The sequence below is a fragment of the Streptomyces galbus genome (genome assembly GCF_005280195.1).
GTDB classification, from domain to species: domain Bacteria; phylum Actinomycetota; class Actinomycetes; order Streptomycetales; family Streptomycetaceae; genus Streptomyces; species Streptomyces galbus.
This window is the reverse complement of the sequence record NZ_SZPR01000041.1, coordinates 1-14,865: the sequence shown is the minus strand read 5'-3', so window position 1 is coordinate 14,865 and position 14,865 is coordinate 1. Positions and strand designations below refer to the sequence as shown.

General features: G+C 74.3%; 16 protein-coding genes and 1 riboswitch. Of the genes, 12 read left to right on the top strand and 4 right to left on the bottom strand.

The window, feature by feature from the left end; all coding sequences use genetic code 11:
- Nucleotides 1–57 precede the first annotated feature (57 nt).
- Nucleotides 58–918: a DMT family transporter gene (locus E4U92_RS34450; RefSeq protein WP_137304416.1), complete on the bottom strand. Its 861-nt coding sequence runs from the start codon at nt 916–918 to the stop codon at nt 58–60.
- A 136-nt stretch (nt 919–1,054) separates the two neighbouring features.
- Here E4U92_RS34450 and E4U92_RS34445 point away from each other — a divergent pair, with 136 nt between their 5' ends.
- The 5 genes from E4U92_RS34445 (at nt 1,055) to E4U92_RS34425 (ending at nt 6,169) form a co-directional block, all read left to right on the top strand.
- Entirely contained in the window at nt 1,055–1,396 is a 342-nt protein-coding gene (locus E4U92_RS34445) for a hypothetical protein (RefSeq protein WP_137304391.1), read from the top strand.
- An 81-nt stretch (nt 1,397–1,477) separates the two neighbouring features.
- A complete protein-coding gene (locus tag E4U92_RS34440) occupies nt 1,478–2,668 on the top strand; it encodes a glutathionylspermidine synthase family protein (RefSeq protein WP_137304390.1) in 1,191 nt (396 codons plus the stop codon).
- A gap of 72 nt (nt 2,669–2,740) precedes the next feature.
- Nucleotides 2,741–2,828: riboswitch (ZMP/ZTP riboswitch) on the top strand.
- A gap of 33 nt (nt 2,829–2,861) precedes the next feature.
- A complete protein-coding gene (locus E4U92_RS34435) occupies nt 2,862–4,310 on the top strand; it encodes a glycine hydroxymethyltransferase (protein ID WP_137304389.1) in 1,449 nt (482 codons plus the stop codon).
- 118 nt (nt 4,311–4,428) lie between these two features.
- The gene (gene trpS / locus E4U92_RS34430; RefSeq protein ID WP_137304388.1) at nt 4,429–5,445 is read left to right on the top strand and encodes a tryptophan--tRNA ligase; all 1,017 of its coding nucleotides are present in this window, start codon (nt 4,429–4,431) and stop codon (nt 5,443–5,445) included.
- 139 nt (nt 5,446–5,584) lie between these two features.
- Entirely contained in the window at nt 5,585–6,169 is a 585-nt protein-coding gene (locus tag E4U92_RS34425) for a 2'-5' RNA ligase family protein (RefSeq protein ID WP_137304387.1), read from the top strand.
- A 25-nt stretch (nt 6,170–6,194) separates the two neighbouring features.
- Here the strand turns inward: E4U92_RS34425 and E4U92_RS34420 are convergent, their stop codons facing one another.
- Together E4U92_RS34420 and E4U92_RS34415 are read right to left on the bottom strand one after the other, a co-directional pair.
- Entirely contained in the window at nt 6,195–6,950 is a 756-nt protein-coding gene (locus E4U92_RS34420) for a decaprenylphospho-beta-D-erythro-pentofuranosid-2-ulose 2-reductase (protein WP_137304386.1), read from the bottom strand.
- 54 nt (nt 6,951–7,004) lie between these two features.
- Nucleotides 7,005–8,360, bottom strand: coding sequence for a decaprenylphosphoryl-beta-D-ribose oxidase (locus tag E4U92_RS34415; protein WP_137304385.1), 1,356 nt, complete (start codon nt 8,358–8,360; stop codon nt 7,005–7,007).
- Between the two features lie 132 nt (nt 8,361–8,492).
- Between E4U92_RS34415 and E4U92_RS34410 the strand changes: the two genes are divergently transcribed.
- The 4 genes from E4U92_RS34410 to E4U92_RS34395 are packed head-to-tail and all read left to right on the top strand — an operon-like array spanning nt 8,493 to nt 11,371.
- On the top strand, nt 8,493–9,062 hold the full coding sequence (locus tag E4U92_RS34410; protein WP_168725265.1) for a phosphatase PAP2 family protein: 570 nt from the start codon (nt 8,493–8,495) through the stop codon (nt 9,060–9,062).
- Nucleotides 9,055–10,038, top strand: a complete 984-nt coding sequence (locus E4U92_RS34405) for a decaprenyl-phosphate phosphoribosyltransferase (RefSeq protein WP_137304384.1) — start codon at nt 9,055–9,057, stop codon at nt 10,036–10,038. Before E4U92_RS34410 ends, E4U92_RS34405 begins: the two co-directional genes overlap by 8 nt.
- Nucleotides 10,035–10,478: a GtrA family protein gene (locus E4U92_RS34400; RefSeq protein WP_229863273.1), complete on the top strand. Its 444-nt coding sequence runs from the start codon at nt 10,035–10,037 to the stop codon at nt 10,476–10,478. Before E4U92_RS34405 ends, E4U92_RS34400 begins: the two co-directional genes overlap by 4 nt.
- Complete coding sequence (locus E4U92_RS34395) at nt 10,466–11,371, top strand: YihY/virulence factor BrkB family protein (RefSeq protein ID WP_137304383.1); 906 nt, start codon at nt 10,466–10,468, stop codon at nt 11,369–11,371. The genes E4U92_RS34400 and E4U92_RS34395 overlap by 13 nt, the downstream gene beginning before the upstream one ends.
- On the opposite strand, the gene E4U92_RS34390 is transcribed toward E4U92_RS34395, so the two are convergent.
- A complete protein-coding gene (locus tag E4U92_RS34390; protein ID WP_338326464.1) occupies nt 11,325–12,671 on the bottom strand; it encodes a D-alanyl-D-alanine carboxypeptidase family protein in 1,347 nt (448 codons plus the stop codon). The genes E4U92_RS34395 and E4U92_RS34390 overlap by 47 nt on opposite strands.
- 91 nt (nt 12,672–12,762) lie before the next feature.
- On the opposite strand from E4U92_RS34390, the gene E4U92_RS34385 reads away from it, so the two are divergent.
- From E4U92_RS34385 to E4U92_RS34375, 3 genes are all read left to right on the top strand, one after another.
- Complete coding sequence (locus E4U92_RS34385) at nt 12,763–13,002, top strand: SCO4848 family membrane protein (RefSeq protein WP_137304381.1); 240 nt, start codon at nt 12,763–12,765, stop codon at nt 13,000–13,002.
- Between the two features lie 25 nt (nt 13,003–13,027).
- Nucleotides 13,028–14,284 carry a metallophosphoesterase gene (locus E4U92_RS34380; protein ID WP_137304380.1) on the top strand — a complete coding sequence of 419 codons (1,257 nt, stop codon included), beginning with the start codon at nt 13,028–13,030 and terminating at the stop codon, nt 14,282–14,284.
- A 111-nt stretch (nt 14,285–14,395) separates the two neighbouring features.
- On the top strand, nt 14,396–14,803 hold the full coding sequence (locus E4U92_RS34375) for an ATP-binding protein (protein ID WP_137304379.1): 408 nt from the start codon (nt 14,396–14,398) through the stop codon (nt 14,801–14,803).
- Nucleotides 14,804–14,865 lie beyond the last annotated feature (62 nt).

Genomic DNA, 14,865 nt, shown 5'->3' with positions numbered 1-14,865 from the left:
GCTCGTCAGGAGTGCCCGCCGGTCAGCTCCGTTCCCGCAGTGCCCCTGCTGATCAGCTCAGCTCCGTTCCCGCAGTGCCCCGGTCTCCGGGGCCCTCTCCGTTCCCGTCTGCGCCGGTGCCTCTCCGAAGCGGGCCAGGGCCAGTGCCCCCGCCACCGCGACCGTGAAGCCGAGGGCGGCCAGCCAGGCCAGGCCCGGGCGGGTGCGGTCGCCGAGCCAGACGATGCCGACCGCTGCCGGGCCGATCGTCTCGCCGATGACCAGGCCGGCCGTGGCGGTGGTCACCGAACCGCGCTGGAGGGCCGAGGTGAGCAGCAGGAACGCGGCGCCGCCGCCGAGCAGCAGGGCGTAGAGCGCCGGGTCGGTCAGCAGGTCGGCCGGCCGCAGGGAGTCGATCAGGCGGACCGCCACCTCCACCACCCCGAACCCGCACCCGGCGCCCAGGCCCAGCACCAGCGCCCGTGACGGCCCGCCCAGCCGGGTCCCCGCCAGGCCCAGTACCAGGACCGCCCCGGCCGCGCCCAGCATCGCCCACGGCAGCGCCCCCGGCCCGCTGTCCTCGCCCTCCGGCCCGGACGCCAGCGCCAGCATCGCCAGCCCGGCGCACACCACGCCCACCGCGGCCCACTCGCCCCGGCTCAGCCGCACCCGCAGCAGCCGGGCCGCGACCACCGCGGTCACGGCGAGGCTGGAGGCCAGGGCGGCGCCCACGACGTAGATCGGCAGGGACCGCAGGGCGGCGATCTGGAAGACGAACCCCAGCCCGTCCAGGGCGAGTCCGGCCAGGTACCGCCACTGCCGCAGCGCGCGCAGCAGCAGCGCCGCCTCGCCGCCCCCGGTCCCGGCGGCCCGCGCGGCCATCGCCTGCAACACCGTCGCGGTACCGAAGCAGAGGGCCGCGGCCAGGGCACACACCATTCCGAACAGCACGAGGCGACTGTAGGCGAGGGTTGCCGGGCAGGGGTCCTTGCAGGGCCGCTCACACCGATCTCTAGGCTGGCCGACGGCAACCGGACACCTTTTCGACGAAGCCGACGTACCACGGGGGTAAACGATGGCCGACACACGACGACGACTGCGCTCGGGCACGGTGGTCCTCGGCGGCATGGGACTGCTCGCCGCCGCCCTGACCGCCTGCTCCTCGGACCCGGACAAGCGCTGCGTGGACCGCGGCAGTTACCAGCAGGCCAAGGGCTACAAGGTCGTCTCGGACAAGAACTGCAAGTCGGGCTCGGGCACCGGCGTCTGGTACTACGGCGGCAAGAAGCACAACGGCTGGGTGGACGGCGGCTCCCTCAGCAAGCCCCGCAAGGGCGGCGGCGGTTCGGGCGGCGGTCACGGCGGCGGCGTCGACCGCGGCGGCTTCGGCGGCGGCAAGGGCAGCGGCGGCGGCTGAGCCGCCCCGACGAGCCGACGCCCCGAGCACCCCGACGCCCCGACGAGCCGACCGGCCCAGGACGCGAGGACCCGACCACCCATGGAACGCCGTACCGTCGCACCCCGCCCCGGCTGGCAGCAGACCGTCGAGGCGCAGGGGCTGATCTACCCGCTCACCCGCTACCCCGACGGCTCCCTGCGGCCCTACTGGGACGAGAGCGCCCACTACGTCTTCTCCCTGGAGGAGGTCGAGGCGCTGGAGGAGACCGTCGGGGAACTGCACCGCATGTGCCTGGAGGCCGCCGCGCACATCGTCGGCACCGGCCGTCTCGCCGACCTCGGCATCACCGACCCGCGCGTGGCCGCGGCCGTCACCGAGGCCTGGCACCGCCGCGCCGAACTGCCCTCCGTCTACGGCCGGTTCGACCTGCGCTACGACGGCACCGGCCCGGCGAAGCTGCTGGAGTACAACGCCGACACCCCGACCTCGCTGGTGGAGGCCGCCTCCCCGCAGTGGTTCTGGATGGAGGAGCGCTTCCCCGGCGCCGACCAGTGGAACTCCCTGCACGAACGGCTCGTCGCCGCCTGGCGCACCCAGGGGAAGCTGCTGCCGCCGGGCGGCCCGCTGTATTTCGCGCACTCCTCCGACGACGAGCTCGGCGAGGACCTGATGACGGTCGCCTACCTCAAGGAGACCGCCGAGCAGGCCGGCCTGGACACCGACTGGATCTCCGTGGAGGAGATCGGCTGGGACCCGCTGTCCGGCCGGTTCGTCGACAACCGGCTCCGCTTCATCCGGAGCTGCTTCAAGCTCTACCCCTGGGAGTGGCTGACCACCGACCGGTTCGCCGGCCACGTCCTCGACACCCTCGACAACGGCGGCGGCACCGGCTCCACCCTGTGGATCGAGCCCGCCTGGAAGATGCTGCTCAGCAACAAGGCCCTGCTGGCGGTCCTGTGGGAGCTGTACCCCGGCCACCCCAACCTGCTCCCGGCCTACCTCGACGGCCCCCGCGAGCTGGCCGACGCCGACGGCCCCGGCTGGGTCGCCAAGCCGCTCCTGGGCCGCGAGGGCGACGGCGTCACGATCCACGAGGCGGGCAGCGCGCCCGCCCCGCGCGACGAACCCTGCTGCTACCAGCAGCTCGCCCCGCTGCCCGCCTTCGACGGCAACCACGTCGTGCTGGGCACCTGGGTCGTCGAGGGCGAGGCGGCCGGCCTCGGCATCCGCGAGTCGTCCGGCCTGGTCACCGACGGGTACGCCCGCTTCCTGCCGCACGTGATCCTCTGACGGTGTCCGCCGCCCCGGCCGGCCCGGATGGTGGACGGCCCCGCGGCACCCGCCGTCCGGCCCGGTAGGCTGGCGGTGGGCCGTGACTGGCGCGCTGGGATGGGACCGACCATCGGGGAGCGGCCCGTTCGACACAGTGCCGTGCGCCTGGGCCGTACCCGTGAACGCTGAACGCCGACGTCCGGAGGTCCCCATGCCAGCCGAGCCGCTGTCCACCGAGTCCACCGCCTTCCGTGCCGCCCTCGACGTGATCCGCGCCGTCGAGCCCCGCGTCGCCGACGCCATCGGCCAGGAGGTGCACGACCAGCGCGAGATGCTCAAGCTGATCGCCTCCGAGAACTACGCCTCCCCGGCGACCCTGCTCGCGATGGGCAACTGGTTCAGCGACAAGTACGCCGAGGGCACCATCGGCCGCCGCTTCTACGCCGGCTGCCGCAACGTCGACACCGTGGAGTCGCTGGCCGCCGAGCACGCCCGCGAGCTGTTCGGCGCCCGCCACGCCTACGTCCAGCCGCACTCCGGCATCGACGCCAACCTGGTGGCCTTCTGGGCGGTGCTCGCCGACCGCGTCGAGGCGCCCTTCCTGGAGAGGACCGGCGTCCGGCAGATCAACGACCTGACCGAGGCCGACTGGGCCGAGCTGCGCCAGGCGTTCGGCAACCAGCGCATGCTGGGCATGTCCCTGGACGCGGGCGGCCACCTCACCCACGGCTTCCGCCCGAACATCTCCGGCAAGATGTTCGACCAGCGCTCCTACGGCACCGACCCGGCGACCGGCCTCATCGACTACGACGCCCTGCGCGCGCAGGCCCGCGAGTTCAAGCCGCTGATCATCGTCGCCGGCTACTCCGCCTACCCCCGGCTGGTGAACTTCCGGATCATGCGGGAGATCGCCGACGAGGTCGGCGCGACGCTCATGGTCGACATGGCGCACTTCGCCGGCCTGGTCGCGGGCAAGGTCCTCACCGGCGACTTCGACCCGGTGCCGCACGCCCAGATCGTGACGACCACCACCCACAAGTCCCTGCGCGGCCCGCGCGGCGGCATGGTGCTGTGCGACGACTCCCTCAAGGACCAGGTGGACCGCGGCTGCCCGATGGTCCTCGGCGGCCCGCTCCCGCACGTCATGGCGGCCAAGGCGGTCGCCCTCGCCGAGGCCCGCCAGCCGTCGTTCCAGGACTACGCCCGGCGGATCGTGGACAACTCCCGCGCCCTGGCCGAGGGCCTCACGCGCCGCGGCGCGACCCTGGTCACCGGCGGCACGGACAACCACCTCAACCTCATCGACGTGGCCTCCTCCTACGGCCTCACCGGCCGCCAGGCCGAGGCGGCGCTGCTGGAGTCCGGCATCGTCACCAACCGCAACGCCATCCCGGCCGACCCCAACGGCGCCTGGTACACCTCCGGCATCCGCGTCGGCACCCCCGCGCTCACCACCCGGGGCCTCGGCACGGCCGAGATGGACGAGGTGGCGGGCCTGATCGACCGCGTCCTGACCACCACCGAGGCGGGCACCACCAAGTCGGGCGCGCCGTCCAAGGCGGCGCACGTCCTGGACCCGAAGGTGGCCGACGAGATCTCCCAGCGGGCCACGGACCTGGTCGCGGGCTTCCCGCTGTACCCGGAAGTCGACCTGGGCTGAGCCGTACGACGGTGCGTGGGGGCCGCGGACCGGCCAGGACCGGCCCGCGGCCCCCACGCACCGGCCCACCCCCCTCTCGGGCCCGTCCCACCCCTGAGCCTCTGCGAGAATGGGCCCCATGGCCACTGCAGATCGCCCCCGCGTGCTCTCCGGCATCCAGCCCACCGCCGGTTCGTTCCACCTCGGCAACTACCTCGGCGCCGTCCGCCAGTGGGTGGCCCTGCAGGAGAGCCACGACGCGTTCTACATGGTCGTCGACCTGCACGCGATCACGGTCCCGCAGGACCCCGCGGACCTGCGCGCCAACACCCGCCTCGCCGCCGCGCAGCTCCTCGCCGCCGGCCTGGACCCGGACCGCTGCACCCTGTTCGTGCAGAGCCACGTCCCGGAACACGCGCAGCTCGCCTGGGTGATGAACTGCCTCACCGGCTTCGGCGAGGCCAGCCGCATGACCCAGTTCAAGGACAAGTCCGCCAAGCAGGGCGCCGACCGCGCGAGCGTCGGCCTGTTCACGTACCCGATCCTCCAGGTCGCCGACATCCTGCTGTACCAGGCCCACCAGGTCCCGGTCGGCGAGGACCAGCGCCAGCACATCGAGCTGACCCGCGACCTCGCCGAGCGCTTCAACGGCCGCTTCGGCGAGACGTTCACGATCCCGTCGCCGTACATCCTGAAGGAGACGGCGAAGATCTACGACCTGCAGGACCCGTCGATCAAGATGAGCAAGTCGGCGTCCACGCCGAAGGGCCTGGTCAACCTGCTCGACGACCCGAAGACCACCGCGAAGAAGGTCAAGAGCGCCGTCACCGACACCGACACCGTGATCCGCTACGACGCGGAGCACAAGCCGGGCGTGTCCAACCTGCTCACCATCTACTCCACGCTCACCGGCCGCACCATCGCCGAGCTGGAGCAGGCGTACGAGGGCAAGATGTACGGCGCGCTCAAGACCGACCTCGCCGAGGCCATGGTGGAGTTCGTCACGCCGTTCCGCGAGCGGACCCACCAGTACCTCGACGACCCGGAGACGCTCGACTCGGTCCTCGCCAAGGGCGCCGAGAAGGCCCGGACCGTCGCCGCCGAGACGCTGTCCCAGGCGTACGACCGGATCGGCTTCCTCCCGGCGAAGCACTGAAGCCGGCCTTCGCGGGCACTGAGCCGTAGAGCACACCGCCGCGGCCGTCCAACACGGCGGCGGCGGTCGTACAGTCGATAGCTGAGAGCTGCCCGGGCGGGCACCCGCCGCCCGGGACCACACGATGACAGGAGACCTCGTGGGGACCGTAACGATCGGCGTGTCGATCGCGGTCCCGGAGCCCCACGGCAGCCTGCTCCAGGAGCGGCGCGCGGGCTTCGGCGACGCCGCGGCTCACGGCATCCCCACCCACGTCACCCTGCTGCCGCCGACCGAGGTCGAGGCGGCGGCGCTGCCGGCCGTCGAGGCGCACCTGAGCGGGGTGGCCGCGGCCGGGCGGCCGTTCCGGATGCGGCTGTCGGGCACCGGCACCTTCCGGCCGCTGTCCCCGGTCGTGTACGTGCGCGTCGCCGAGGGCGCGGACGCCTGCACGCGGCTCCAGCAGCAGGTCCGCGACGCCTCCGGGCCGGTGGCCCGCGAGCTGCAGTTCCCCTACCACCCGCACGTCACGGTGGCGCACGGCATCGAGGACGCGGCGATGGACCGCGCCTTCGCGGAACTCGCCGACTACGAGGCCCTGTGGTCCTGCACCGGCTTCGCCCTGTACGAGCAGGGCCCCGACGGGGTGTGGCGCAAGCTGCGCGACTACGCCTTCGGCGGCGGCCCGGTCGTCCCGACGCAGGCGTCCGCCCCGCTGGAACAGGGCACCCTGCCGGCCCACTGAGCCCCGGGCCGCCCGCCCCCGCCGCCTACACGGGCAGCCGGCGGAACACCCCGCGCGGCACGTGCCGCAGGGCCGACATCACCAGCCGGAGCACGCCGGGCACCCACACCGTCTCCGACCGCCGCCGCAGGCCCAGCTCGATCGCCGTGGCGACCGCCTCGGGGGTGGTGGCCAGCGGCGCCTCGGGCAGCCCGGCCGTCATCCGGGTGCGCACGAAGCCCGGGCGCACGACCATCACGTGCACGCCGGTGCCCTGGAGGGCGTCGCCGAGGCCCTGCGCGAACGCGTCGAGGCCGGCCTTGCTGGAGCCGTAGATGAAGTTGGCGCGCCGGGCGCGTTCCCCGGCGACCGAGGACAGCACCACCAGCGAGCCGTGGCCCTGGGTCTGCAGGGCGCGGGCGGCGACCAAGCCGGCGGAGACGGCGCCGATGTAGTTGGTGCGGGCGACGCGCACCGCGGCGGACGGCTCGCGCTCGTCGTGGGCCTGGTCGCCGAGGACGCCGAAGGCCAGCAGCACCAGGTCGATGTCGCCCTCGGCGAACACCTTGCCGAGGACCTCCTCGTGGGTGTCGGGGTCCAGCGCGTCGAACGCGACGGTGCGCACGTCCGCGCCGTGCGCCCGCAGCTCCCGGGCGGCCTCGTCCAGGGCGGGGGAGGGGCGGCCGGCGAGCCACACGGTGCGGGTGCGGCGGGCGACCAGCCGGCGGGCCGTGGCCAGCGCGATCTCGGACGTGCCGCCGAGGACCAGCAGGGACTGGGGAAGACCGAAGGCGTCCTTCACGACAGCAGCTCCTAGGGAACGTGGGGGGACTACGTGAGCGGGTCCCGGGGGTGTCTAGAGCGACAGCCGGCGGGCGAGGTCGGAGACGAACACGCCGCGCGGGTCCAGCTCGGCGCGCAGCGCGCGGAAGTCGTCCAGCCGGGGGTACATGGCGGCGAGCAGCTCCGGGCGCAGCCGGGAGTCCTTGGCGAGGTAGACGCGCCCGCCGGCCGCGGCGACCCGCTCGTCCAGCTCGTCGAGGAAAGCGCCGAGGCCCGGCAGCGCGGCGGGGACGTCCAGGGCGAGGGTCCAGCCGGGGCGCGGGAAGGACAGCCAGCCGGGGTCGGCGTCACCGAACCGCTTGAGGACGGCGAGGAAGGACGGGCATCGCCGGGCGGCGATGCGGTCCACGATCCGGCGCAGGGCGTCCTCCTGGCCGTACTCGACGACGAACTGGTACTGCACGAAGCCGCCGCGGCCGTAGATCCGGTTCCAGTGCGGGACGCCGTCGAGGGGGTGGAAGAACGCGGCGATGCTCTGCAGCTCGTCGCGGCGCAGCCGGGGGGCCCTGCGGTACCACAGCTCGTTGAAGGCGCCGACGCTGCGGCGGGTGAGCAGGCCCCCGGGCAGGTGGCGGGGGGCCGCGGGGAGGCGGCCGGGGCGGAAGGCGAGCGGGTCGCGCCGGGCGCGCGAGCCGGCGGGCAGCGCGTCCAGGGGGGCGTGGTCGCCGCGGGTGAGGACCGCCCGGCCGGTGGCGGCGCCGCGCGCGAGCAGGTCGATCCAGGCGACCGAGTAGCGGTAGCGGTCGTCGCCGGCGGTCAGCCGGGCCATCAGGTCGTCGAGGTCAGCGGCGCGTTCGGTGTCCACGCTCATCAGCGACGTCTGCACCGGCTGCAGTTGCAGGGTCGCGGTGAGGATGACGCCGGTCAGGCCCATGCCGCCGGCCGTGGCGTCGAACAGGTCGGTGCCGGGGCGCACGGTCTGCACGGTGCCGTCGGCGGTGAGCAGCTCCAGCGCCAGCACGTGGCGGGAGAAGGAACCGGAGCCGTGGTGGTTCTTGCCGTGGATGTCCGCGCCGATCGCACCGCCGACCGTGACGTAGCGGGTGCCGGGGGTCACCGGCACGAACCAGCCGAGCGGCAGCAGGACCTCCATCAGCCGGTGCAGGGAGACCCCGGCGCCGCACAGCACGGTGCCGCCGTCGGCGTCGATCGCGTGGACGCGGTCCAGGCCGGTCATGTCGAACACGGCACCGCCCGCGTTCTGCGCGGCGTCCCCGTACGCCCGTCCCAGCCCCCGCGGGATGCCGCCGCGCGCGCCGCACTCGCGGACGGCGGCCACGGCCTCCTCGTACGTCCTCGGACGGATCAGGCGGGCGACGGAGGGGGCGGTGCGGCCCCACCCGGTGACGGAAGCGGTCTCGGCAGGCATGTCGGTGACCGTATCGCCGACGTCCGGGCGATCAGCCGGGAAACATACCGGCCTACCCGAAATGGGTGATTAATGGTATGTCGCCCGATATTGCCAGAGGTCCGGCGCCGCGGGCGTGAACAGTGAGTCCACATGGACCAGATGGAGAAGAGACACGGAATCGACCACCGGCTCCTTTCCGCGCTGCGCGCCCACGGCGCCGACCCGCGCGTCGCGCGGGCCGCGCGCGCCCTGTCCTGGGCCGGGGAACACGGGGCGCTGTGGCTCGCGGCGGGCCTCACCGCGGCCGCCGTGGACGGCGGCCGGCGCGGCGCCTGGCTGCGCGCGACCGCGCTCACCGCGGGGGCGCACGCCGCCAGCATGGGGGTGAAGCGCCTGGTGCGCCGCCCCCGCCCCGCCCACGTCGATCCCCTGGTGCGCACCGCCGGCCGGCACTCCTTCCCCAGCTCCCACGCCACCTCCTCGGCGGCCGCCGCGGTCGCCTTCACCGCGCTCGGCGTCCGCGCCGCCCACGCCGTCACGCCCCTCGCCGCGGCGGTGTGCCTGTCCCGCCTGGTCGTCGGCGTCCACTACCCGTCCGACGTGGCCGCCGGCGCCGCCCTCGGCGCCCTCACCGCGCGCCTCGGGGCCCGCTGGATGCGCGCGGGCCTGCCCGGCTCGCCGGCCGGCACCCACGGCGTGCGAGGGGGAGCACATGACTGAGGCCGCCCCCCTCGCCGACACCGCGCTCCCGGCGGGCGCCCTCCTCGAACAGCGCACCCGGCGCCCGAGCCCCCCGCCCCCGAGCCGCCGCCCCGGCACCCTCCTCGGCGGCCTCCTGCGGACCACCCGCCCCAAGCAGTGGATCAAGAACGTGCTGGTGGTCGCCGCCCCGGCCGCCGCCGGACGGCTGTTCTCCTGGGCCGCGGCCGGCCGACTGGCCCTGGTCTTCGCCCTGTTCACCGCCTGCGCCGCCGCCGTCTACCTGATCAACGACGCCCGCGACGCCGACGCCGACCGGGCCCACCCCACCAAGCGCCACCGCCCGGTCGCCGCGGGACAGGTGCCCGTCCCCGTCGCCTACGGCGTCGGCTGCGCCCTCGCCGTCCTCGCCCCGGCGCTCGCCGTCCGCTTCACCGCCCCCGCCGTCGCCGCGCTGCTGGCCGCCTACCTCGGGATGCAGCTCGCGTACTGCGTCAGCCTCAAGCACGTGCTGGTCGTCGACCTCGCGGTGGTCACCACCGGGTTCCTGATGCGGGCGATGATCGGCGGACTCGCCCTCGGCATCCCGCTGTCCCGCTGGTTCCTGATCACCACCGGCTTCGGCGCGCTGTTCATGGTGTCCGCCAAGCGCTACTCCGAGGCCGTGCAGATGGCCGGCGCGGCCGGCGCCACCCGCGCCCTGCTGTCCGAGTACACCACCGGCTACCTCCGCTTCGTCTGGCAGCTCGCCGCCGGCGTCGCCGTCCTCGCCTACTGCCTGTGGGCGCTGGAGGAGGGCGGCGTCCCGCACACCGGCGTGCTGCCCTGGCGCCAGCTCTCCATGGTGCCCTTCATCCTGGCCGTGCTGCGCTACGCCGTCTTCGCCGACCGCGGCACCGCCGGCGAACCCGAGGAGGTCGTCCTCGGCGACCGGGCCCTCGCGCTGATCGGCCTGGCCTGGCTCGCCATGTACGGGCTGGCGGTGGCCGACTGGTGACCTCGCACGCCGGGCCGGTGCGCGGCCGGGAACTGGCCGGGTTCGCCGCCGTGGGCCTGCTCGCCTACGCCGCCGACCTCGCCGTCTTCACCGGCCTGCGCGGACCGGGCGGCGCCGACCCGCTCACCGCGAAGGCCCTGTCGTTCCTGGCCGGCTGCGCGGTGGCCTACGCGGGCAACGCGCTCGGCACCTACCGCCACCGGGCCGCCCGCACCCTGCGCTCGGGCGCCGTGTTCCTCGCGGTGAACGCGGGGGGCGCCCTGGTGCAGTTCCTCTGCCTCCTCGTCAGCCACTACGCCCTCGGCCTCACCTCCCAGCGGGCGGACACGCTCTCCTGGGCCGGGGTCGGCATGGTCCTGGCCACGGCCCTGCGCTTCTGGGGCACCCGCACATGGGTGTTCCGCGGGGACGAGGGCAGAGTCGGACCATGGACTGGCTGAAGAAGCTCCCCGGCGTCGGGCCGTACATCGCCCGGCTGATGACCACGCACGCGTGGCGGTCGTACGAGCGGCTGGACCGGGTGAAGTGGACGCGGCTCGCCGCCGCGATGACCTTCATCAGCTTCGTCTCGCTGTTCCCGCTGCTCACGGTGGTCGCCGCGATCGCCGCGGCCACCCTCGGCGAGGACCGGCAGAAGACCCTGGAGGGCAAGATCGCCGACCAGGTCCCGGGCATCTCCGAGCAGTTGAACATCGGCTCGCTCGTGCAGAACGCGGGCACCGTCGGACTCATCGCCGGTGCCGTGCTGCTGTTCACCGGCATCAACTGGGTCGGCCAGGTGCGCGACTGCCTGCGCGCCGTGTGGGAGCTGCCCGACAGCGAGCAGAACCCCCTGCTGCTCAAGGCCAAGGACGCGGGCGTCCTGCTGGGCCTCGGCGGCGCCGTCCTGCTGACCTTCGCCGCGTCCGCGGTCGCCTCGGCCGCCATCGGCTGGACGTCACGCCAGCTCGGCCTCGACGAGCACGGCTGGGGCACCGTCCTGCTGCGGGTGCTGGCCTTCGCCGTCGCCGTGCTCGCCGACTTCCTGGTCCTGCTGTACGCCCTCACCCTGCTGCCCGGCGTCGAACCCTCGCGCCACCGGCTCTTCGTCGCCGCGCTCGTCGGCGCGGTCGGCTTCGAACTGCTGAAGCTGCTGCTCAGCGGCTACATGCAGGGCGTCGCCACGAAGAGCATGTACGGCGCGTTCGGCGTGCCGGTCGCCCTGCTGCTGTGGATCAACTTCACGGCGAAGCTGGTCCTGTACTGCGCCGCGTGGACGGCGACCGGCAGCAAGGCGGAGGAGGGCGTCACCGTCGGCGGCGCACCAGGTCCGGCAACGGCCAGCGACGGTTGACGAGGAACGCCCCGCCGCCCAGCAGCAGCATCAGGCCCGCGGCGATCGCCATCGCCGTGCCCACCCCGGTCGAGTGGCCGGAACCCGTGGCGGCCGCGACCGGGCTGCCGGAGGGGTTCGCCGAGGCACCCGCCCCGCCGGAGGCGCCCGATCCGCCGCCCGCCTGGCCGGACTCGCCCGCCGAGTCGCCGGCGCCGGGCTGCGCACTGGCCCGCGCGCCGCCCCGGGGCGGGACCAGCTCGCCCACCGGGGTCACCTTGCCGGCCGCCTGGAAGCCCCAGTCGAGCAGCGCCGCCGACTCCTTGTAGACCTCGTTGTGGTCCGGCTTCTCCGGGTTCATCACGGTGACCAGCAGCACCCGCCCGCCCCGCTCGGCGACACCGGTGAAGGTGGCGCCCGCGTTGGTGGTGTTGCCGTTCTTCACGCCCGCGATGCCCGGGTACTGGGAGATGTCGTAGTCGCCCGCAAGCAACCGGTTGGTGTTCTGGATCTCGAACGACGAGCGGGTCGACCTGCCCTTCTTCGTCGTGGTCTCCCCCGGGAACTTCGCCCGTACCGTCGAGCAGTACTCCCGGAAGTCCTTCTTCTGCAGCCCCGAGCGGGCGAACAGCGTCAGGTCGTACGCCGACGAGACCTGGCCGGGCGCGTCGTAGCCGTCGGGGGTGACGACGTGCGTGTCGAGGGCCTGCAGCTCCCCGGCGTGCGCGTTCATCTCCTGCACGGTGGCGGGGACACCGCCGTTCATGGCCGACAGCACGTGCACCGCGTCGTTGCCGGAGCGCAGGAACACCCCGAGCCACAGGTCGTGGACGGTGTACGTCTCGCCCTCCTTTATGCCGACCATGCTGGAGCCCGAGCCGACGCCGGCCAGGTCCTGCACGGTCACCTGGTGCGTCTGCGTCCGGGGGAAGCGGGGCAGCACGGTGTCCGCGAACAGCATCTTCAGCGTGCTCGCCGGGGGCAGCCGCCAGTGCGCGTTGTGCGCGGCCAGCACCTGGCCCGACTCGGCGTCCGCGACGATCCACGAGCGGGCGGTGAGGTCCTTCGGCAGCACGGGGGCGCCGTTGGCGAGCTGCACCTGCGTGCCGGGCTGCCCGAGGCGCGTCCCGCCGACGGTCGACATGACCGCCGGGGGAGTCGCCGACGGACGGGCCGAGGCACGGGCGGAGGGGCCGGGTGTCGGCGTCGGCGCGGCGACGGCGGCCGGCGCGGCGAGGGCCAGGGACGAGGCGAGGGACACGAGGGTGGCGGAGGTGACCAGCAGGGACCGCCTGCCGGCCGGCATCTTCGGTGCGGGCACGAGGCAGAACGTACCGGGCGCGCGACGGGAAGTCCCGCCGCCCTCCCCACCCCGGTCCCGGAACCGGCCACGGGACGGCGATACTGAACCCATGAAGCTCAGCCGCCCCCTCTCCTGGTTCCTGCTCGCCTTCGGGGTGTGGAGTTGGGTCATTTGGGTAACTTTCGTCAAGAATTTGATCAAGGACAGCAGCGGGCAGGCGTTCGACGACGGGCAGCCGACCGCGTTCTTCTGGGTGCACCTGACGCTGGCCGTCGTCTCCTTCGTACTGGGGACGGTCATCGGGGGCATCGGGTTGCGCGGCCTGCGCGCACTGCGTCGGACGTCATAGGGCACGGGGACGGGGGACACGACGCATGGTGATCGTCTACGTGCTGCTCGCCCTGGCGGTCCTGGTCGTGCTGGTCGCGGCCAACTGGTACCTGTGGCGGCGCCTGTTCCGGGACACGACCGCCGGCCCCGGCCGGGCGCGCCGCACCGGCGTCGTCGTGATCGCGGGTGGCTGGATCCTGGCGGTCGGCGCCCTGGTGGCCGAGCGCGCCGGCGCCCCGTTCTGGCTCCAGCGGGTCCTCGCCTGGCCGGGGTTCCTGTGGCTGGCCCTGTCGGTCTACCTGCTGCTCGCGGTCCTGGCCGGCGAGGCGGTGCGCCCGCTGCTGCGGCGCGTCCTGGAACGCCGGGCCCCGCGGCCGGACACCGTGCCGCCGTCCCCGGCCGAACCCGCACCGTCGGCCGAGCCCGAGCCCGAGCCCGCGCCCCCGGCCGAACCGGCCGCGCCCGCGCCGCCCACCCCCTCCCGCCGGCTCCTCGTCTCCCGGGTCGTCGCCGGTGCCGCGGCCGCCGCGGCCGTGGGGACCGTCGGCTACGGCACGTACGGCGTCCTGCGCGGCCCGCGGGTGAAGCGGGTCACCGTGCCGCTGGCCAAGCTGCCGCGCGCGGCCCACGGGTACCGCATCGCGGTGGTCAGCGACATCCACCTGGGCCCGGTCCTGGGCCGCGGGTTCGCGCAGACGGTCGTCGACACGGTCAACTCCACCCGGCCCGACCTGATCGCGGTGGTCGGCGACCTGGTCGACGGCAGCGTGAAGGACCTCGGCCCGGCCGCGGCCCCCCTCGCGCAGCTGGAGGCACGGCACGGGAGCTGGTTCGTCACCGGCAACCACGAGTACTTCTCGGGCGCCGAGCAGTGGGTCGCGGAGGTACGGCGGCTCGGGCTGCGCCCGCTGGAGAATGCCCGCGCGGAACTGCCCTGGTTCGACCTGGCCGGCGTCAACGACGTGACCGGCGAGCGCGAGGGCCACGGCCCCGACTACGCCGAGGCCCTCGGCGACCGCGACACCGCCCGCGTGTGCGTGCTGCTCGCCCACCAGCCCGTCCAGATCCACGAGGCCGTACGGCACGGCGTCGACCTCCAGCTCTCCGGCCACACCCACGGCGGCCAGCTCTGGCCCGGCAACTTCGTCGCCGCCGCGGCGAACCCGACGCTGGCCGGCCTGGACCGCTACGGCGACACCCAGCTCTACGTCTCCCGCGGAGCGGGCGCCTGGGGCCCGCCGACCCGGGTCGGGGCGCCCTCGGACATCACGGTGATCGAACTGGCCTCGACCCGCGCCTGACCGGCCACCGGGCCGCGTCCCGCGGGCGGTTCGTGCATGCGTTCGCCCGCTGACGGGCAGTCACCCCACGGGCGCGTTGTGACGGGGGCGGGTACGGGGTGAGGAGCCGATGTGCTGAGACGCCACTCCTTCCGGCTGCCCCGGCACCCGGAGTCCGTCGCGCTCGCCCGGCGCCGGGTGCGCGACCACCTGGCGGCCTGGGGCCACGGCGCCGACGACCGGGCGCTCGCCGACGCGGTCCTGCTCGTGTCCGAGCTGGCCACCAACGTCGTACGGCACGGGCCGCGCGCCGAGCGGGACTTCGAGGTGGCGGTCACCGCGCTCGCCGACGGCTCCTGCCTCGTCGAGGTGTCCGACGGGGGCCTGCGCGCACCCCGCCCGCGACGGGTCGGCGAGTCCGCCGAGCACGGCCGCGGCCTGCACCTGGTGGAGCACCTCGCCGCCGCGTGGGGCGTGTGGAGCCGCGGCCACGACGGCAAGACGGTCTGGGCCCTGGTCCACGCCGACCCGCCCCGCTGACCCGGAAGACCCCGCAAGCCCCCGGACGACACGGCCTAGCTGTGCTGTTCGGAGAGGTTGGT